The sequence below is a fragment of the Nocardia sp. NPDC005978 genome (assembly GCF_040614455.1).
Taxonomy (GTDB): Bacteria; Actinomycetota; Actinomycetes; order Mycobacteriales; family Mycobacteriaceae; genus Nocardia.
In genome coordinates this window covers 65,318-82,332 of record NZ_JBEXUS010000023.1, presented here as the reverse complement: position 1 = coordinate 82,332, position 17,015 = coordinate 65,318, and the positions used below count along the sequence as shown (strand labels likewise).

The following is a 17,015-nucleotide window of genomic DNA, read 5'->3' as shown; positions in this document are numbered from 1 at the left end:
GCATACTGTTCAGGTTGCCCGCACCGGGTTGCGTCTGTTTTCTGGATAGACGCTGGTGGTGGCGGGTGAGAAGGACCAATCTCGTACTTCGCCGAAATGGCTGGAGTGCGTCCGGGACGGGATTCCGAGGCTCGAGTTTCACTCCGAGGCCGAAGAATGAGCGGATGGGCGACACGCCCGACCGCGTGGACCGGATAGAACCATGACAGATGAACAGCGGCGATGGATCGGGCCCACGGGTCTCGGTCGTGTGGTGGCTGATGCGTCTTCGTGTGTTCGGACTGTGCAAATGAGGGTGTTTCGGGAGCGAAAGCTCCTGGGGCACAAACGTTAAGCGGAGAAAAGGACACTCAGCGTGGCGGGACAGAAGATCCGCATCAGGCTCAAGGCCTACGACCATGAGGCGATCGACGCGTCTGCGCGCAAGATCGTCGAGACGGTGACCCGTACCGGTGCCCGTGTCGTCGGCCCGGTGCCGTTGCCCACCGAAAAGAACGTGTACTGCGTCATCCGTTCGCCGCACAAGTACAAAGACTCGCGCGAGCACTTCGAGATGCGTACTCACAAGCGGCTGATTGACATCCTCGACCCCACGCCGAAGACGGTTGACGCGCTGATGCGCATCGATCTCCCGGCCAGTGTCGACGTCAACATTCAGTGACGGGGATTCCAGATATGACTGACAACAAGAGCAGGCCGGCTGCCGGCATCCTGGGAACCAAGCTCGGTATGACCCAGGTCTTCGACGAGAAGAACCGTGTTGTTCCGGTTACCGTCGTCAAGGCCGGGCCGAACGTGGTGACCCAGATCCGCACCGCAGAGCGCGATGGCTACGCCGCCATCCAGATCGCCTACGGCGCCATCGACCCGCGCAAGGTGAACAAGCCGGTTTCCGGCCAGTTCGCCAAGGCCGGCGTCACCCCGCGTCGCCACATCACCGAGATCCGCGTCGCTGACGTCGATTCCTTCTCGGTGGGCCAGGAAATCGGCGCGGAGGCCTTCGAAGAGGGCACCTACGTCGACGTGACCGGCACCTCCAAGGGCAAGGGCTTCGCCGGCACCATGAAGCGTCACGGCTTCGCCGGCCAGGGCGCCTCGCACGGCGCGCAGGCTGTGCACCGTCGTCCGGGCTCCATCGGTGGTTGCTCCACCCCGGGTCGCGTGTTCAAGGGCATGCGCATGTCCGGCCGGATGGGTAGCGACCGCGTGACCACGCAGAACCTCACGGTCCACAAGGTGGATGCCGAGAACGGTCTGCTGCTGATCAAGGGTGCGATCCCGGGCCGTCGCGGCCACGTCGTGATCGTCAAGAGTGCAGTGAAGGGTGGTGCCCGGGCATGAGCACCGAGACCAAGACCAACCTGACGCTCCCGGTCAAGGCCGTTGGCGGCAAGACCGAGGGCACCGTCGAGCTCCCCGCGGAGATCTTCGACGTGACCGCCAATATCGCGCTGATGCACCAGGTCGTCGTGGCCCAGCTGGCCGCGGCTCGCCAGGGCACGCACGCCACCAAGACTCGCGGCGAGGTCCGCGGCGGTGGGCGTAAGCCGTACCGCCAGAAGGGCACCGGCCGCGCCCGTCAGGGCTCGACCCGTGCGCCGCAGTTCGCCGGCGGTGGCACCGTCCACGGCCCGCAGCCGCGCGATTACACCCAGCGCCTGCCCAAGAAGATGAAGGTTGCCGCACTGCGTGGCGCCCTGTCCGACCGGGCCCGCAACGAGCGCATCCAGGTCATCACCGAACTGGTTGCCGGGCAGGCCCCGTCGACCAAGACCGCCAAGACCTTCCTTGCCGAGCTCTCGAGCCGCAAGCAGATCCTGGTTGTCATCGGTCGTGAAGATGTCGCCGCGTGGAAGAGCGTTGCGAACCTGCAGAACGTGCACCCGATCGCTCCCGATCAGCTGAACACTTACGACGTGCTGAAGGCCGATGAGGTCATCTTCTCCGTCGAGGCGCTCAACGCCTTCGTGCACGGCCCTGCCGAAGCTGCACAGGAGGAGAGCAAGTGACCACGATCGCCGACCCCCGCGACATTCTGCTGGCGCCGGTCATCTCCGAGAAGTCCTATGGACTGATCGAAGAGGGTACCTACACCTTCATCGTGCACCCGGACTCCAACAAGACGCAGATCAAGATCGCCGTCGAGAAGGTTTTCGGCGTGAAGGTGACCAGCGTCAACACCGCTAACCGTCAGGGCAAGCGCAAGCGGACCCGCGCCGGTTACGGCAAGCGCAAGAACACCAAGCGCGCGCTCGTGACCCTCTCGGCCGACAGCAAGCCCATCGAGATCTTCGGGGGCCCGGTCGCGTAAGCGCCTGGGAATCCAGAAAGCAGAGAAGACTCATGGCAATTCGTAAATACAAGCCGACAACCCCGGGTCGTCGTGGCTCCTCGGTGTCCGACTTCGCCGAGATCACCCGTTCGACCCCCGAGAAGTCGCTGCTGCGTCCGCTGCACAAGACCGGTGGCCGTAACGCGCAGGGTCGCATCACCACCCGGCACAAGGGTGGCGGCCACAAGCGTGCCTACCGCGTCATCGACTTCCGTCGCCTCGACAAGGACGGCATCCCGGCCAAGGTCGCTCACATCGAGTATGACCCCAACCGCACCGCGAACATCGCCCTGCTGCACTTCGCGGACGGCGAGAAGCGCTACATCATCGCGCCCAAGGGTATTGCCCAGGGCACGCAGATCGAGTCCGGCCCCGGCGCGGACATCAAGCCCGGCAACAACCTGCCGCTGCGCTCGATCCCGACCGGTACCACCATCCACGCGGTCGAACTGCGTCCGGGTGGCGGCGCCAAGCTGGCCCGCTCGGCCGGCATGAGCATCCAGCTGCTGGGTAAGGAAGGCGCCTACGCCGTCCTGCGTATGCCCTCCGGCGAAATCCGTCGCGTCGATGTGCGCTGCCGCGCCTCCATCGGCGAGGTCGGCAACGCCGAACAGTCGAACATCAACTGGGGCAAGGCCGGCCGTATGCGGTGGAAGGGCGTTCGCCCGACCGTCCGTGGTGTGGTCATGAACCCGGTCGACCACCCGCACGGTGGTGGTGAGGGTAAGACCTCCGGTGGTCGCCACCCGGTCTCCCCGTGGGGCAAGCCCGAGGGCCGCACCCGCAAGCCCAACCGTCCGAGCGACAAGCTCATCGTCCGCCGCCGCGGCAAGAAGCGTTAAGGAGGAGGTTAGAAATGCCACGCAGCCTGAAGAAGGGCCCGTTCGTCGACGATCACCTCCTCAAGAAGGTGGACGTTCAGAACGAGAAGGGCACGAAGCAGGTCATCAAGACCTGGTCGCGTCGTTCCACCATCATCCCCGATTTCATCGGGCACACGTTCTCGGTGCACGACGGCCGCAAGCACGTCCCGGTCTTCGTGTCGGACAACATGGTTGGACACAAGCTCGGTGAATTTGCGCCGACTCGGACGTTCAAGAGCCACGTCAAGGACGATCGGAAGAGCAAGCGGCGATGAGCACTGAAACTCAGAACCAGACCGCACGCGCCACCGCCAAGCACGTGCGCGTGACGCCCATGAAGGCCCGTCGTGTTGTGGACCTGGTCCGCGGCAAGAGTGTTGCGGACGCGCTGAACATCCTGCGGTTCGCCCCGCAGGCCGCCAGCGAGCCGGTCGCCAAGGTCGTGGCTTCGGCCGCCGCCAACGCGACCAACAACCTCGGCCTGAACCCGGCCACCCTGGTCATCTCGACGGCTTTCGTCGACGAGGGCGCGACCATGAAGCGTTTCCAGCCGCGGGCCCAGGGCCGTGCGTTCCGGATCCGCAAGCGCACCAGCCACATCACCATCGAGGTCGAGAGCGTGCCCACCGTCGGCGCTGCCACTCGTAGCCGCCGGAACGGAGGGGAGAAGTAAATGGGACAGAAGATCAATCCCCACGGCTTCCGCCTCGGCATCACCACCGACTGGAAGTCGCGCTGGTACGCCGACAAGCAGTACAAGGAATACGTCGGAGAAGACGTCAAGATCCGCAAGCTTCTTGCCACCGGCATGGAGCGCGCGGGCATCTCGAAGGTCGAGATCGAGCGCACCCGTGATCGCGTCCGTGTGGATATCCACACCGCGCGTCCGGGCATCGTGATCGGCCGTCGTGGCGCCGAGGCCGACCGCATCCGTGCCGAGCTGGAGAAGCTCACCGGCAAGCAGGTGCAGCTGAACATCCTCGAGGTCAAGAACCCCGAGTCGGATGCGCAGCTCGTTGCCCAGGGTGTGGCCGAGCAGCTGTCGAACCGTGTGGCGTTCCGTCGCGCGATGCGCAAGGCCATTCAGTCGGCCATGCGTTCGCCGAACGTCAAGGGCATCCGCGTGCAGTGCTCGGGCCGCCTCGGTGGCGCCGAAATGTCGCGCTCGGAGTTCTACCGCGAAGGCCGTGTGCCGCTGCACACGCTTCGCGCGGACATCGACTACGGCCTGTACGAGGCTCGCACCACCTTCGGCCGCATCGGCGTGAAGGTGTGGATCTACAAGGGCGACATCGTCGGTGGCAAGCGTGAGGTCACCGCCTCCGCCGCGCCCGCCGGCGACCGTGATCGTCCGCGTCGTGAGCGGCCGAGCCGCCCGCGTCGCTCGGGTGCCCAGGGCACTACTGCCACCAGCACTGAAGCCGGCCGTGCCGCGACTGCTGTCGCGGATGCTCCGGCAGAGACGACCCAGGAGGGCTGACCTATGTTGATGCCTCGCAAGGTCAAGCACCGTAAGCAGCACCACCCGGGCCGCTCCGGCATGTCCAAGGGCGGCACCTCGGTGACGTTCGGTGAGTACGGCCTCCAGGCTCTGGAGCCGGCTTACGTGACCAACCGTCAGATCGAGTCGGCGCGTATCGCGATGACCCGCCACATCAAGCGTGGCGGCAAGATCTGGATCAACATCTACCCCGATCGCCCGCTCACCAAGAAGCCGGCCGAAACCCGCATGGGTTCCGGTAAGGGTTCGCCGGAGTGGTGGATCGCGAACGTGAAGCCGGGACGGGTCATGTTCGAGATGTCTTACCCGAATGAGGAGACCGCTCGTGAGGCCCTGCGCCGCGCGATGCACAAGCTCCCCATGAAGTGCAGGATCGTGAAGCGAGAGGAGCAGTTCTGATGGCTACCGGAACTCCGGCTGCAGAGCTGCGCGAGCTGACCGAAGAGGAGCTCGTCGCGAAACTGCGTGAAAGCAAGGAAGAGCTGTTCAACCTGCGCTTCCAGATGGCGACGGGCCAGTTGCAGAACAACCGTCGTCTGCGCGTGGTCCGGCACGAGATCGCGCGCATCTACACGGTCATGCGTGAGCGCGAGCTCGGCCTGGCCACCGGTCCTGAAGGCAAGGGAGATGCGGCATGAGTGACGCAAAAGGCCCGGCCAAGACGCCGGCGCAGGTTGAGGATCGTGGCCAGCGCAAGGTGCGCTACGGCTACGTCGTCTCCGACAAGATGACCAAGACCATCGTGGTCGAGCTGGAGAATCGCGTGAAGCACAAGCTTTACGGCAAGATCATCCGGACCACCTCGAAGGTCAAGGCGCACGACGAGAACGAGATCGCCGCCGTCGGTGACCGCGTGCAGCTGATGGAGACCCGTCCGCTGTCCGCCACCAAGCGCTGGCGTCTGGTCGAGGTGCTGGAGAAGGCCAAGTAAGCCGTTCCCACCTCGACGACAGTCGAAGTACGAAGGCCCGCTTCCCGATTGGGGAGCGGGCCTTCGTCGTATCCGAGGGTGTCGCCGGTTTCAGAAGCTGCCCATGTCGGCCGACAGCCAGTGTTCGGGGGTCATGTACACGGCGACCTGCTCGCCGTGCGATTCCGCGAATTTCAGGTACTCGTCCACCGCCGCGGGCGGCAGGTAGCGCTCGGCCATCTCCCGATGCTGTTCGGGCGTCATCACCGTGACCTTGGTGATGGGCCCTTCCACGGTCACGTAGCGGACGCTGGGCTCCACGACCTGCACCATGAGGCTGAAGCGCCCCGCGGATTCCAGGGCGCGCATCTTGCGGGATTCGGGTCCGGTGAGGATCCAGAGATCGCCGCCGGGGGTGTACTGGTACCAGATGGGCAGGTTGAGTGGCGCCCGCCCGGGCTTCTCGGTGACGGCGAGCGCGCCGATGAGCGGCTGCGCGAGGAATTCCTGTCGATCTGCAATCGTCAGTGCCATGTTCCCAACCTACTGAAACCGAGCCGCCTCCCTCGGAAATTCTTGCCCGAGAGCGTCAGTGGGCCGGGGTGTGCAGTGCCTCCACCGTGCGGACCAGGGGTGCCAGTTCGGGGGAGAGGGCGGCCTCGTCGAGGGCCGCGCGCAGGGCGGCGTCGTTGGTGGGGCGGGCCTGTTCCAGGAGGGTGCGGCCGGCGTCGGTGACGTTGGTGTAGATGCCGCGGCGATCGTGCGGGCAGAGGTAGCGGGCCAGGAGGCCGCGGTCTTCGAGGCGGGTCACCAGCCGGGTGGTGGCGCTCTGGGACAGGACCACCGCGTCGGCCACCTGCTTCATCTGCAGCATGCCGCCGTCGCCCGTGTGCTGGCGGTTGAGCACGTCGAGCAGGGAGTACTCGCGCACGCTCAGGCCGTGCCCGGACTGCAGGGCGCGTTCGATATGGGCCTCGATGCGGCCGTGCAGCAGCGAGAGCGCGCACCAGCCCTGGGCGAGCGCGGTCAGGGCGGGGTCCGTGGCGGTCATGGCGTTTCCTCTGTTCGGAGCGGCTCGTACCAGAATAGACGACTTCCGCGAATGCCAGCGCTTGCATATAGAGCGCGTGTGCAACTAATGTGCATGCAATAACAAGCTAGTGCAATCGTCTGGAAGGTGTTCCCATGCCGCTCGCGCTGCTGGCTCTCGCAATCGGGGCCTTCGGAATCGGCACCACCGAATTCGTCATCATGGGCCTGCTGCCCGAGGTCGCCGGCGACTTCGGCGTCTCCATTCCGACCGCGGGCTGGCTGGTCACCGGCTACGCGCTCGGCGTCATGGCCGGCGCCCCGATCATGACCGCGCTCGGCACCCGCGTCTCCCGCAAGCGCATGCTCATGATCCTCATGGGCCTGTTCATCGCCGGAAACCTGATCTCCGCCGTCGCGCCGGTCTTCGGTGTGATGCTGGTGGGCCGCGTGGTCGCCTCGCTGGCGCACGGCGCGTTCTTCGGCATCGGGGCCGTGGTGGCCGCCGAGCTGGTCGCGCCCGACAAGAAGGCCGGGGCCATAGCCATGATGTTCACCGGGCTGACCGTCGCCAACGTCGTCGGCGTGCCGCTGGGCACGATCGTCGGCCAATCCCTGGGCTGGCGTGTCACTTTCGCCATCGTGGCCCTGCTCGGCGTCGTCGGGCTGGTGGGCATCGCCAAACTGGTTCCCGAGCAGCCGATGCGCGAACCGGTGCGCCTGCGCCGGGAGCTGGCCGCCTTCAAGAACATTCAGGTGCTACTGGCCAATGCCATGACGGTGCTGGGGTTCGGCGCGGTCTTCGCCGCCATCACCTACATCGCCCCGATGATGACCGAGATCGGCGGCTTCGCGGACACCTCGGTGCCCTGGCTGCTGGTCCTGCTCGGCCTCGGCATGGTGGTGGGCAACCTGGTCGGCGGCAGATACGCTGACCGTCACCTGATGCCGATGCTGTACATCTCCCTCGGCGCGCTGACCCTCACACTGGCCCTGTTCACCGTCACCGCCCACAGCAAGCCCCTGGCCGCGATCTCCGTATTCCTCATCGGCGCACTGGGTTTCGCGTCGGTCCCGTCGCTACAGAAGCGCGTCCTCGATCACGCCCAGGCGGCCCCGACCCTGGCCTCCGCGGTGAACATCGGCGCCTTCAACCTCGGCAACGCCCTCGCCGCCTGGCTCGGCGGCCTCACGATCGCCGCGGGCCTGGGCTACACGGCCCCCAACTGGGTGGGCGCGGCCCTGGCGGCTTCCGCCCTGGCCCTGGCGGTGCTGGCGGCGGCACTCGAACGCCGCGGCGTCGCAACAACTCTCGTCACCGGCCAACCAGATCAGGTACTGGTCCACTCCTGACCGGATGCTGATATCTGTGGCGCGGAGAGCATTACGCGCTCCGTGCCACGGGTCGCAGGGGCTAAGCCTTCTTACCGGGCGCCCCGAACCGGTTCTTCGCGGGCCGGTTGGTGGCGGCGCGGCGCTCGGCATCCTTGTTCTTCACACGCTCGGCCTCGGCCTGCACCGTGCGCAGGTTCTCGCGTTCGCGCACCAGCCAGTCCGGGGACTCCGCGTTCAGGGCGTCGATCTCGGCGGTGGTGAGTGCGTCGGCGACGCCCGCGCGGGCCAGACCGGAGTTGGAGATCCCGAGTTTGCGGGCGGTCACGTCGCGGGGGAAGGGGCCGGCGGCGCGCAGGTCGGTCAGCCACTGCGGCGGGTTGACGCGCAGCTCCTCGAGTTCGCCGCGGGTGATGGGTGAGTTCCGGAACTCCTCGGGCGCGGCCGGGAGGTAGATGCCGAGCTTGTCGGCCGCGGTCAGCGGCTTCATGGTCTGGTTGTTCTTGTCCGGGCTCACTGATCAAGGGTATCGGGGCGGGCCGGGCACCTGCGCACAGGGCGGTGTCGCGGTGCAATAACCTGGGTGGAATGAGCCGGTTCTCCTCGATCGATGTCACGCGTCTGCGCTGGTTCGTGGCGGTTGCGGAAGAGTTGCACTTCGCGCGCGCCGCGCGCGGTCTCGGGATCTCCCGGCAGCGACTGAGCGCGACGGTCATCGAGCTGGAGGAGGAGCTCGGCGTCAAGCTCTTCGTGCCCGGTGCACAGCCCACCGAGCTCAGTGCCGACGGCGGCGAGCTGCTGGCGTCGGCGCGCGAGATCCTCGCGAATGTCGTGGAGCCCGAACCCGTTGCCGCACAGGGTGATCGACTGCGCGTCGGATTCGTGCCGGGCGTGACGGTCACCAAATGGGATCGCATCTGGCGTGAGCGCTTCCCCGACACTCCCGCCGAGATGATCCCGGTCCCCATGCGCGAGCAGGAGTCGGCGCTGCGTGAGCGCGCCGTGGACATGTGCTTCGTGCGCCTGCCCATCGACCGTGACGGCCTGGACGTGATTCCGCTCTATCGCGAGCTGCCGGTGGTGGTCGTGCCCAAGGATCATCCGCTCTCGGTCTTCGAGCAGATCGGCCTGGCCGACCTGGCCGATGAGCGCATGCAGGACGCCGACGACCTGGACGACGCGGCCATGACCATGGATCTGGTGGCCGCGGTGAGCGGCGCCGCCATCGTCCCGCATTCGATCGCGCGCCTGCACACCCGCAAGGATCTGGTCTATCGGACCGTCATGGGCCTGCCCGAGACCGAGATCGCCCTGGCCTGGCCGACCGAGGCGACCACCGAGCTGGTGGAGGAGTTCGTCGGCGTGGTGCGCGGCCGATCGGCGCAGAGTTCGCGGTCCCCGTCGGGTCAGCGCAAGCCGGCGCGGGCGCAGCCTGCCAAGGCGCGCACGGGCGGTGCGAAGAAGTCCGTCGGCAAGAAGCCGCAGCCGGGCGCCGCGAAGTCGAAAGGCGCTGGAGCGCAGAAGAAGTCCGGTAAGAAGCGAGGCCGCTAGCCCGGCCCGTTCGACCGCGAGCCCGCCACCCCGATCCCGGGGGCGGCGGGCTTTCGTCATCTCGGGGATCGATTCCGGGAAAGTTCAGGGTCACGTCAGGGTTGCGCTATACGTATACGTCTACTTATAGTGATTTCAGGCGAGGGGAGACCCTGGCACCAACTGGATCCGGAAGCCCTGTGGCGCAAGGGGAATCGAGCGGGGTGCCATGTTCTACAAGCATGCCTATATGCGCATCTATGCGAATAGTCTCGTCAACCTACTGTTGACTATTCACCATGAGTCAACCTATGGTTGACGCACTGAACCCGGGAGCGATCATGGACATCGATATGCAGAAAACAGCCGGCGAACCCACCCCCGGCACCGCCGTCACCCAGACCCTGCCCGAGGGCATGCGCACCATCGAGCTGCGCGTCGGCCCGGGTGGCGCGCGGACGCAGACCTTCATCGGGCGTGAACTCGCCGAATCGCACCGCGTCACCAAGGCCGGCGCCGAGGTGGTCCGGGTGTATCAGAGCAGGAAGGGCAAACTCGTGGTGCACCGGCACTACATCGAGTGGACCGAGTTCACCAACGTCACCCGGCGGGCCTTCCGCGACAAGAAGTCCGAGTTCACTGTCGCGCGCAAGCAGTCCGACCAGTCGGACCTTTCCGCGATCACGCACTGGGCCAAAGGTTTCCGGGACTGGCGCGACATGCTCGGTCTCGGTGAGGATGGGTATGGCGACTTCACCGTCGACATCGTGGACGCGCCGGGGGAGTTGCGTGATCTGGTGCCGGAGAGGGTCTTCCGGATCGTCGCCGATGTGCTCGAGAACCCCGCCGCCCAGGTGCTCGACATCTGAGTTCGCCTCGAAAAACGAATAGTACGGCCGAACCCCGAAGGGACCCTTCGCATGTTCTCCCGACTCGGACGCCTGGTCGTCGCGCAACCGTGGGCGGTGATCGGCGTCTGGCTGATCGCCATCGTCGCGGTGGCCGGCCTCGCGCCGAAGCTCACCGCGACCACCGACCAAGCCGACTTCCTGCCCTCGCACTACGAGTCCATCCAGGCGATGGAGTTGCAGCAGCGGGCCTTCCCCAACAGCGCCACCCCGGCCGCCCTCATCGTGTTCGTCCGGGCCGACGGCGGTCCGCTCACCGACGCCGACGCGGCATCGGTGGCTGCTGTCGCGGGTGCGCTCGGTGAACGCAAGGTCGAGGACGTCACGACCGTGCAGGCCACGCCGCCGTCGCAGAATCGCCTGGTACAGGTGGTCGCGGTCGGAATGACCAAGATCACCAGTCCGGAGGACACCCGGCAGAGCGACGCGGTCAAGGACCTGCGCACCGCGTTGCAGGAGCAGGTCGCGGGCACCGATCTGAAGGCCGGTATCACCGGCTCGGCCGCGCAGGGCCTGGATCAGCAGGAGTCGAGCCAGAAGGGCATGGCCATCATCGCCATCGCCACCATCGTGCTGATCCTGGTGCTGCTGCTCGTCATCTTCCGCAGTCCGGTCATCGCGCTGTTGCCCATCGTGGTCATCTTCGGGATCTCGTCCATGGTCGGCGGTCTGCTCGCCATCGTGAGCAAGGCCTTCGATCTGAAGATCGACAGTTCGGTGCAGTCGCTGCTCATCGTGGTGCTCTTCGGCGTCGGCACCGACTACATTCTGTTCCTGATGTTCCGGTACCGCGAACGACTACGGGCCGGTGAGGATCCCAAGACGGCCATGGTCAGCTCGGTGACCCGGGTCGGCGAGGCCATCACCTCGGCGGCCGCGGCGGTCATCATCGCCTTCGGCGCGCTCACCCTGTCCACGCTCGGCATGTTCCGGTCCATGGGCCTGGCGCTGGCGATCGCGGTGGCGGTGGCGCTGCTGGCCGGGCTGACCCTGATCCCGGCGATCGTCTCGCTGCTGGGCACCAAGGTCTTCTGGCCGTCCAAGGCGTGGCAGCACGAGCCCACGGGCGCGCGTTTCGACGCCATCGGAAGCTCGCTGGGCAGGCGGCCCGGGCTGTACGCGGTCGCGTCCGGCGGTGTGCTGATCCTGTTGGGCGTCTTCGCTTTCGGCTTCAATCCGACCTTCGATCTGTCCTCGGGCTCGACCTCGAGCGCGTCCGAGTCCACGATCTACGGCGAGGAATTGCTCAAGGGCATGCCCGCGGGCAGCACCCAGCCCTCGCAGGTCTACCTGAGCGCGGATCAGGGCGCGCTGGGCGCGGATCAGCTCGGCGCGTATCGCACCGCGCTGGCGGCGGTCCCGGGCGTCGGCCAGGTCGGCGAGCCGGTGCTGTCCGCGGACAAGGCCGTGGCCGAATATCAGGTGACGCTCACCGACGCACCCGAATCCGACGCGGCGGCCGACACCATGAAGGGCCCGCTGCGCACCACCGCGCACGACGCGGCGCCGGCCGGCACCACGGCGGTGGTGGGCGGTATGACCTCGATCTTCGTCGATTTCCAGGCGGCCATGAATCGGGACTATCGGGTGGTCTTCCCGGTGGCGGCGGTGCTCATCATGATCGTGCTCGGGTTGCTGCTGCGCAGTCTGGTGGCGCCCTGGTACCTGATGGCCTCGGTGTTCCTGGGCTTCGCGGCCACGCTCGGCGCGGCGGTGCTGGTGTTCCAGCACCTGCAGGGTGATTCGGGCTTGATCTTCACGTTGCCGATCATCATGTACCTGTTCGTGGTCGCGCTCGGCACGGACTACAACATCCTCATGGTGGCGCGCCTGCGCGAGGAGGCCCGCGAGGGCCACGATCCGCACCGGGCGGCGGCGCTGGCGTTCAAGCACGCCGGCCCGACCGTCGCCGCGGCCGGTGTCATCCTGGCGGGCACCTTCGCCTCGATGATGCTGGCGGGCAACAACGTGCTCTCGCAGATGGGTTTCGCCATCTCGGTCGGCATCGCCATCGCGGCGTTCGTGATGGCCATGTTCTTCACCCCGGCGGTGACCGCGCTCATCGGTCGCGCCGCGTGGTGGCCCGGGCACGGTGGCGATGCCCGGCCGAACACCACGACGGTGACCCTGGGCAAGTCCGCGGATGCGGATCGGGACGCCGCACACCGGTAGCTCCGCGCCCGTGATCGGGCCCGCTTCCCTCGGGAGGCGGGCCCGTTTCGCCGTGTGCGGTCGGTTGTTCACGCAGGTAGGGGACGTTTGACAGGAACTCGTTTCAGTTTTTCGGGCAAAGTGCCCCATAGTGAACTGGACAACCGATACAGTTCGCCGACCGCGCACAACGCGGGCAGGCATCGAGGAGTGACATGAAGCAGTCCGTGCACAAGCGCATCGCCCGTCGGGTCGGCGCGGGCGCCACGGCCCTGGCCGCGCTGGGCTGTTCGGCGGCGATGGCGGCCCCCTACGCGGGCGCGGTCCCCACCGGCATCTCGGTGAACGCCGACAAGATCTACGCGGCCTGCACCTACGAGATCACCGCGACCTACGACCACTGGTTCGAGGCGTGGTTCTACGTGGACGGCCTGGTCATCTCCGGCAGCCCCGTGAAGCCGTCCGGCGGCAAGGCCACTATTCAGTGGACGCCGAAGAAGGCAGGGACGCACACCATTTCGACGCTGCAGGGCTCGGCGTGGGAGCTGAAGGTGAACGTGCTGCAGCCGACCCTGACCGGCAGTGCCACCTGCGGCGCGAGCCCGCTGGGCTTCCTGGGTTCCTAGGAGCCCGCTCCAAGACCCGGTTCGCTGTGGCCCGACCACGGCGAACCGTCCCGGGCCAGGCTGACGCCATTCCTCTGTTCCCTAGTCAGCCTGGCCCTCCCCGTTGTCCGGGAACCGTCCTCAGCTGAGGGTCGTGTGCCAGACCACGGCCGCGGCCAGCGCGCCGGCGCCGTTCACCGACCAGTGCAGTGCGATGGGTGCGAGCAGGCTCCCGCTGCGTCGCCGCAGCCAGGTGAATACGGCACCGGCTGCCGCGGTGGCGACCACCGCGAGCGCGATGCCCGCGATCTGACCGGCGACCCCGCCGCCCAGAAATCCGCTCAGTCCCTTGTTCCCGCTGGTCAAACCGAGCGAGGACGCGATGTGCCAGAGCCCGAAAAGCATTGATCCGGCCGCGAATACGCCGCGCGCCCCGTAGGCGCGATCGAGGGTCCCGTGCAGGACGCCGCGGAAGGCGAGTTCTTCCGGGATGGCCGTCTGCAGCGGAATGACGATCATCGACGCGATGAGCGCGCCGGAGATGGTGGCGTAGCGATCGGCCAGGAAGAACGGCCGGGTGATCGGCAGGATCGCCCCGATGGCGACGACCGTGAGAACGAGTCCCACCGCCCCCAGCGCCCAGAGCGACCCCCGCCGCCAGTGCCGCGGGGAGAGCCCGAGTTCGGACCAGGCCAGCCCCCTGCGCCGGACCATGGCCAGCAGCACAACCGCGGCAATCGGTACCGAGACGATGCTCGCCCAGGGCGTGGTGAAGTGCGCTATGAGATTCGTGCAGGTCAAGACGATGACAACGACCGCCACATCGATATACGCGTGCATGCGGTGGCGCGGCTGTTCGGTCGGGGCCGACAGGACAGCGACCGCACCGTTATCGTTTCGAGACATCTCGGCCAGTGTACGTAGCAATTCTTAGAGCGCACTTCGAATGTGCGTAATACCGCTCGATCCGATCGAATCAGCCGATCTGAGCTGTTCCGTTCCACCCGGCGAGGTCGTCCCAGGCCTGCAGGGTGCGGGCCGTTTCGAAGCGGCGCGGGTCGCCGGTCAGCGGATCGGTGAATTCGAGTGCGCAGGCGAGCAACTGGAGTGGACGGGTGTAGTCATCGACCGGTTTGTCGGTGAGTTCGGGATAGAAGTCGTCGCCCAGGATCGGGATACCCAGGCCGTTCATGTGCAATCGGAGCTGATGGGTGCGGCCGGTGGCGGGCAGCAGCCGGTATCGGCCCAGTCCGTCGCGCTGGTCGAGCAGCTCGATCCGGGTCTCGGCATTGGGCTCGCCGGGCTCCTCGTACGCCTTGAGGACCTGCCGTTCCTTGACGATGCGGCTCACCACCGTGCGCGGCAGTTCGAGCGCGGGGTCGAACGGCGCGACGGCTTCGTACTCCTTGTGCACCACGCGGCGGTGGAACATGGTCTGATACGCGCCGCGCGCGGCCGGGTCGACGATGAACATGACCAGTCCGGCGGTGACCCGGTCGAGCCGATGCGCGGGCACCAGATCGGGCAGGTCGAGGTCGCGGCGCAGGCGCACCAGCGCGGTCTGCAGAATGTGCTGCCCGCGCGGGATCGTGGACAGGAAGTGCGGTTTGTCGATGACGAGCAGCCGCTCGTCGCGGTGCACGATGCCGATCTCGAACGGCACCTCGGCCTCGTCGGGCAGATCCCGGTGGAACCAGACCGCGCCGCCGGGCACGTAGGGCGCGTCCGGCGCGATGGGCCCTTCCAGGTCGACGATGCCGCCGGCGCGCAGCAGTTCGTCGATGCGCGCGGGATCCACGCGCGGCAGGCGTTCCACGAGATGGTCGCGAATGGTCGTCCACTCGCCGTCCTCGGGCAGCCGCAGCCGCGCCGGGTCCAACCCGTGCCGCTTGGGTAGCGGCGGCTGCTGCCTGCGTCTCACCGCTAGGACCCTAGTGGGGTCAGTACCCGCGCAGTTTGTCGGGAGTGATGCGGATCAGCGTGTTGTACTCGCCGAAGAACTGCTCGGCGGTGAAGTTCAGGCTCGCGAGCCCGCCGGTGTACTTCTCGGTGTAGTCGGCGATCTCGCCGGGGGTGGCGGGCTGCGCGGCGATGTGCGCGTCGCCGACGAAGATGGCGAAGTCGCCGCCGTCGAAGGTGGAGTTGAGGTTGAGTGAGACGCGCGGCTGCCGGGTGAGGTTGCGCACCTTGGCCTGCCCGGGCTTGCTGAAGATCAGGAACTCGGTTCCGTTCCAGAGGAACCAGACCGGGTTGGGCTGCGGGGTGCCGTCGGCGGCGGTCGTGGTGAGCCAGATGACATTGTCGCGCTGCAGGCGCGCGGCGACGCGGGCGCCGAAATCGGTGGCGGCGTCGATGAGCGGTGCGTGAGTGGTCATATCAGGCGACAACGCGGGTGCGGTCGCGGCGATTCCGGATCGGCGATGCGGATTCTTTACTGGCGTATCCCGAACGTGGCCCCACAAAATAAGGTAAGCCTATGCAAATATAGCCGGGGCGGTGGGTTACCCACTGTGGACAACAGTGGGCAACCGTGACAGGCGGGAGAACCGGTGGACACAGTTCTGGTGGTCGGGGCAGGTCCGAAAGCCCTTGCCGTGGCGGCGAAGTCGCAGGCGTTGCGGGCGATCGGGTTGCCCGCACCACGCGTGATCGTGGTGGAATCGCATGCGGTGGGCGGCAATTGGCTGCCCAGCGGAGGCTGGACGGACGGTCAGCATCGACTCGGCACGAGCCCGGAGAAGGACGTCGGCTTCCCGTACCACTCCACGTGGGCGCGCGGCCGCAATCGCGAGATCGACGCGGCCATGCGCGATTTCAGCTGGAACGCCTTCCTGATCGAGCACGGCACCTACGCCGAGTGGATCGATCGCGGCCGCCCCGCGCCCCAGCATCACGTCTGGGCCAGGTATCTGCAGTGGGTAGGCCGCAAGACCGACATGGAGTTGATCGCGGGCAGCGTCACCGGCATCGCCGCAGCCGCGGACGGCTGGCTCGTCACGGTCACCGATGCCGGCGGCGGCAGCAGCGAAATCGACTGTGACGCCGTGATGATCACCGGCCCGGGTCGCAGCGATCGGGCCTTCACCACGCATCCGAAGGTGCTCAGCATTCAGCGCTTCTGGGATCTGGCGGGACGGCGACTGCTGCCGCCGTCCTCGCGGGCGGCGGTCATCGGGGGCGGCGAGACGGCGGGCTCGGCCCTGGACGAGCTGGTCCGGCACGAAATGCTCACGGTCTCGGTCATTTCGCCGAACGCCACGCTGTACACCCGCGGCGAGAGCTTCTTCGAGAACTCGCTGTACAGCGATCCGACGAAGTGGAGCACGCTCGGCGCCGAGGAGCGCCGCGATGTGATCCGCCGGACCGATCGCGGGGTGTTCTCCGTCCGCGTGCAGGAAACGCTGCTGGGCGACAACCGGGTTCACCATCTCCAGGGCAGGGTGACGTCGATGGCCGATCAGGACGGCCGGGTCGCGCTCACCCTGGCCAATGATCGGCGCGCGGATCAGGTGCACACCTTCGATCTCGTGGTCGACGCGACCGGCGGGCAACCGCTGTGGTTCCTGGACCTGTTCGACGCGAGCGCGACCGATCTGCTCGAGCTGGCCGTGGGCGGACCGCTCACCCAGGCGCGCATCGAGAACGCCATCGGCTACGACCTGGCGGTGTCCGGACTGGACGCCAAGCTGTACCTGCCCAACATGGCGGCGCTGGCGCAGGGGCCGGGCTTCCCGAATCTCAGTTGCCTGGGCGAACTTTCGGATCGGGTGCTGCGACCGGATCCGGCGCGGCGGCGGCCCGGAGCGCGTGAGCGTGCCGGGCTGAATCGGTAGCCGTGGGCTGGTTCGCGGTGC

At 67.0% G+C, this 17,015-nt stretch carries 23 protein-coding genes; 17 read left to right on the top strand and 6 right to left on the bottom strand.

Annotated elements, in window-relative coordinates:
• The first annotated feature begins 355 nt into the window (after positions 1 to 355).
• The 11 genes from rpsJ to rpsQ are packed head-to-tail and all read left to right on the top strand — an operon-like array spanning position 356 to position 5,627.
• Positions 356 to 661, top strand: a complete 306-nt coding sequence (gene rpsJ / locus ABZ319_RS13465; protein ID WP_003938093.1) for a 30S ribosomal protein S10 — start codon at positions 356 to 358, stop codon at positions 659 to 661.
• A 14-nt stretch (positions 662 to 675) separates the two neighbouring features.
• Complete coding sequence (gene rplC / locus ABZ319_RS13460; RefSeq protein ID WP_354986659.1) at positions 676 to 1,341, top strand: 50S ribosomal protein L3; 666 nt, start codon at positions 676 to 678, stop codon at positions 1,339 to 1,341.
• Positions 1,338 to 2,009, top strand: a complete 672-nt coding sequence (rplD, locus tag ABZ319_RS13455) for a 50S ribosomal protein L4 (protein ID WP_354986658.1) — start codon at positions 1,338 to 1,340, stop codon at positions 2,007 to 2,009. The genes rplC and rplD overlap by 4 nt, the downstream gene beginning before the upstream one ends.
• Positions 2,006 to 2,311 (top strand): 50S ribosomal protein L23, encoded by a 306-nt coding sequence (rplW, locus tag ABZ319_RS13450; RefSeq protein WP_354986657.1) that lies wholly within the window; start codon positions 2,006 to 2,008, stop codon positions 2,309 to 2,311. Before rplD ends, rplW begins: the two co-directional genes overlap by 4 nt.
• A gap of 32 nt (positions 2,312 to 2,343) precedes the next feature.
• Positions 2,344 to 3,174, top strand: a complete 831-nt coding sequence (gene rplB / locus ABZ319_RS13445) for a 50S ribosomal protein L2 (protein WP_354986656.1) — start codon at positions 2,344 to 2,346, stop codon at positions 3,172 to 3,174.
• A gap of 14 nt (positions 3,175 to 3,188) precedes the next feature.
• Positions 3,189 to 3,470 (top strand): 30S ribosomal protein S19, encoded by a 282-nt coding sequence (gene rpsS / locus ABZ319_RS13440; protein ID WP_327143669.1) that lies wholly within the window; start codon positions 3,189 to 3,191, stop codon positions 3,468 to 3,470.
• Positions 3,467 to 3,868: a 50S ribosomal protein L22 gene (rplV, locus tag ABZ319_RS13435; RefSeq protein WP_354986655.1), complete on the top strand. Its 402-nt coding sequence runs from the start codon at positions 3,467 to 3,469 to the stop codon at positions 3,866 to 3,868. The genes rpsS and rplV overlap by 4 nt, the downstream gene beginning before the upstream one ends.
• Positions 3,869 to 4,675: a 30S ribosomal protein S3 gene (gene rpsC, locus ABZ319_RS13430; protein ID WP_354986654.1), complete on the top strand. Its 807-nt coding sequence runs from the start codon at positions 3,869 to 3,871 to the stop codon at positions 4,673 to 4,675. It abuts the gene before it with no gap.
• Positions 4,676 to 4,678: 3 nt separating this feature from the next.
• Complete coding sequence (gene rplP, locus ABZ319_RS13425) at positions 4,679 to 5,095, top strand: 50S ribosomal protein L16 (protein ID WP_354986653.1); 417 nt, start codon at positions 4,679 to 4,681, stop codon at positions 5,093 to 5,095.
• The gene (gene rpmC / locus ABZ319_RS13420) at positions 5,095 to 5,334 is read left to right on the top strand and encodes a 50S ribosomal protein L29 (RefSeq protein ID WP_354986652.1); all 240 of its coding nucleotides are present in this window, start codon (positions 5,095 to 5,097) and stop codon (positions 5,332 to 5,334) included. Before rplP ends, rpmC begins: the two co-directional genes overlap by 1 nt.
• On the top strand, positions 5,331 to 5,627 hold the full coding sequence (gene rpsQ / locus ABZ319_RS13415) for a 30S ribosomal protein S17 (RefSeq protein ID WP_354986651.1): 297 nt from the start codon (positions 5,331 to 5,333) through the stop codon (positions 5,625 to 5,627). Before rpmC ends, rpsQ begins: the two co-directional genes overlap by 4 nt.
• A 90-nt stretch (positions 5,628 to 5,717) precedes the next feature.
• Here rpsQ and ABZ319_RS13410 read toward each other — a convergent pair whose 3' ends face one another.
• Both ABZ319_RS13410 and ABZ319_RS13405 read right to left on the bottom strand, forming a co-directional pair.
• Positions 5,718 to 6,140, bottom strand: coding sequence for a pyridoxamine 5'-phosphate oxidase family protein (locus ABZ319_RS13410; protein ID WP_354986650.1), 423 nt, complete (start codon positions 6,138 to 6,140; stop codon positions 5,718 to 5,720).
• Between the two features lie 55 nt (positions 6,141 to 6,195).
• A complete protein-coding gene (locus ABZ319_RS13405) occupies positions 6,196 to 6,657 on the bottom strand; it encodes a MarR family transcriptional regulator (protein ID WP_354986649.1) in 462 nt (153 codons plus the stop codon).
• A gap of 134 nt (positions 6,658 to 6,791) precedes the next feature.
• On the opposite strand from ABZ319_RS13405, the gene ABZ319_RS13400 reads away from it, so the two are divergent.
• Complete coding sequence (locus tag ABZ319_RS13400; RefSeq protein ID WP_354986648.1) at positions 6,792 to 7,988, top strand: MFS transporter; 1,197 nt, start codon at positions 6,792 to 6,794, stop codon at positions 7,986 to 7,988.
• A 61-nt stretch (positions 7,989 to 8,049) separates the two neighbouring features.
• On the opposite strand, the gene ABZ319_RS13395 is transcribed toward ABZ319_RS13400, so the two are convergent.
• On the bottom strand, positions 8,050 to 8,484 hold the full coding sequence (locus ABZ319_RS13395; protein ID WP_354986647.1) for a DUF5997 family protein: 435 nt from the start codon (positions 8,482 to 8,484) through the stop codon (positions 8,050 to 8,052).
• Between the two features lie 71 nt (positions 8,485 to 8,555).
• Here ABZ319_RS13395 and ABZ319_RS13390 point away from each other — a divergent pair, with 71 nt between their 5' ends.
• The 4 genes from ABZ319_RS13390 (at position 8,556) to ABZ319_RS13375 (ending at position 13,182) form a co-directional block, all read left to right on the top strand.
• Positions 8,556 to 9,518, top strand: coding sequence for a LysR substrate-binding domain-containing protein (locus ABZ319_RS13390; RefSeq protein WP_354986646.1), 963 nt, complete (start codon positions 8,556 to 8,558; stop codon positions 9,516 to 9,518).
• Between the two features lie 290 nt (positions 9,519 to 9,808).
• Entirely contained in the window at positions 9,809 to 10,366 is a 558-nt protein-coding gene (locus ABZ319_RS13385) for an EXLDI protein (RefSeq protein WP_354986645.1), read from the top strand.
• A gap of 51 nt (positions 10,367 to 10,417) precedes the next feature.
• On the top strand, positions 10,418 to 12,577 hold the full coding sequence (locus tag ABZ319_RS13380; RefSeq protein WP_354986644.1) for an MMPL family transporter: 2,160 nt from the start codon (positions 10,418 to 10,420) through the stop codon (positions 12,575 to 12,577).
• Between the two features lie 194 nt (positions 12,578 to 12,771).
• Positions 12,772 to 13,182 (top strand): hypothetical protein, encoded by a 411-nt coding sequence (locus ABZ319_RS13375; protein WP_354986643.1) that lies wholly within the window; start codon positions 12,772 to 12,774, stop codon positions 13,180 to 13,182.
• Positions 13,183 to 13,302: 120 nt separating this feature from the next.
• Here the strand turns inward: ABZ319_RS13375 and ABZ319_RS13370 are convergent, their stop codons facing one another.
• From ABZ319_RS13370 to ABZ319_RS13360, 3 genes are all read right to left on the bottom strand, one after another.
• On the bottom strand, positions 13,303 to 14,001 hold the full coding sequence (locus ABZ319_RS13370; protein WP_354986673.1) for a CPBP family intramembrane glutamic endopeptidase: 699 nt from the start codon (positions 13,999 to 14,001) through the stop codon (positions 13,303 to 13,305).
• A gap of 136 nt (positions 14,002 to 14,137) precedes the next feature.
• Positions 14,138 to 15,082: an RluA family pseudouridine synthase gene (locus tag ABZ319_RS13365; RefSeq protein ID WP_354986642.1), complete on the bottom strand. Its 945-nt coding sequence runs from the start codon at positions 15,080 to 15,082 to the stop codon at positions 14,138 to 14,140.
• Between the two features lie 19 nt (positions 15,083 to 15,101).
• On the bottom strand, positions 15,102 to 15,536 hold the full coding sequence (locus ABZ319_RS13360) for a TIGR03667 family PPOX class F420-dependent oxidoreductase (protein WP_354986641.1): 435 nt from the start codon (positions 15,534 to 15,536) through the stop codon (positions 15,102 to 15,104).
• A 174-nt stretch (positions 15,537 to 15,710) separates the two neighbouring features.
• On the opposite strand from ABZ319_RS13360, the gene ABZ319_RS13355 reads away from it, so the two are divergent.
• Positions 15,711 to 16,994: a SidA/IucD/PvdA family monooxygenase gene (locus ABZ319_RS13355; protein ID WP_354986640.1), complete on the top strand. Its 1,284-nt coding sequence runs from the start codon at positions 15,711 to 15,713 to the stop codon at positions 16,992 to 16,994.
• Positions 16,995 to 17,015: the final 21 nt, after the last annotated feature.

Coding starts and splice junctions, on each gene's coding strand:
- ABZ319_RS13405 (WP_354986649.1), bottom strand. CDS start 6,657: ATGACCGCCACGGACCCCGCCCTGACCGCGCTCGCCCAGGGCTGGTGC.
- rpmC (WP_354986652.1), top strand. CDS start 5,095: ATGGCTACCGGAACTCCGGCTGCAGAGCTGCGCGAGCTGACCGAAGAG.
- ABZ319_RS13390 (WP_354986646.1), top strand. CDS start 8,556: ATGAGCCGGTTCTCCTCGATCGATGTCACGCGTCTGCGCTGGTTCGTG.
- rpsQ (WP_354986651.1), top strand. CDS start 5,331: ATGAGTGACGCAAAAGGCCCGGCCAAGACGCCGGCGCAGGTTGAGGAT.
- rplD (WP_354986658.1), top strand. CDS start 1,338: ATGAGCACCGAGACCAAGACCAACCTGACGCTCCCGGTCAAGGCCGTT.
- ABZ319_RS13385 (WP_354986645.1), top strand. CDS start 9,809: ATGGTTGACGCACTGAACCCGGGAGCGATCATGGACATCGATATGCAG.
- rpsS (WP_327143669.1), top strand. CDS start 3,189: ATGCCACGCAGCCTGAAGAAGGGCCCGTTCGTCGACGATCACCTCCTC.
- ABZ319_RS13400 (WP_354986648.1), top strand. CDS start 6,792: ATGCCGCTCGCGCTGCTGGCTCTCGCAATCGGGGCCTTCGGAATCGGC.
- rpsC (WP_354986654.1), top strand. CDS start 3,869: ATGGGACAGAAGATCAATCCCCACGGCTTCCGCCTCGGCATCACCACC.
- rplP (WP_354986653.1), top strand. CDS start 4,679: ATGTTGATGCCTCGCAAGGTCAAGCACCGTAAGCAGCACCACCCGGGC.
- ABZ319_RS13380 (WP_354986644.1), top strand. CDS start 10,418: ATGTTCTCCCGACTCGGACGCCTGGTCGTCGCGCAACCGTGGGCGGTG.
- rplV (WP_354986655.1), top strand. CDS start 3,467: ATGAGCACTGAAACTCAGAACCAGACCGCACGCGCCACCGCCAAGCAC.
- rplB (WP_354986656.1), top strand. CDS start 2,344: ATGGCAATTCGTAAATACAAGCCGACAACCCCGGGTCGTCGTGGCTCC.
- rplC (WP_354986659.1), top strand. CDS start 676: ATGACTGACAACAAGAGCAGGCCGGCTGCCGGCATCCTGGGAACCAAG.
- ABZ319_RS13370 (WP_354986673.1), bottom strand. CDS start 14,001: ATGCACGCGTATATCGATGTGGCGGTCGTTGTCATCGTCTTGACCTGC.
- ABZ319_RS13360 (WP_354986641.1), bottom strand. CDS start 15,536: ATGACCACTCACGCACCGCTCATCGACGCCGCCACCGATTTCGGCGCC.
- ABZ319_RS13410 (WP_354986650.1), bottom strand. CDS start 6,140: ATGGCACTGACGATTGCAGATCGACAGGAATTCCTCGCGCAGCCGCTC.
- ABZ319_RS13375 (WP_354986643.1), top strand. CDS start 12,772: ATGAAGCAGTCCGTGCACAAGCGCATCGCCCGTCGGGTCGGCGCGGGC.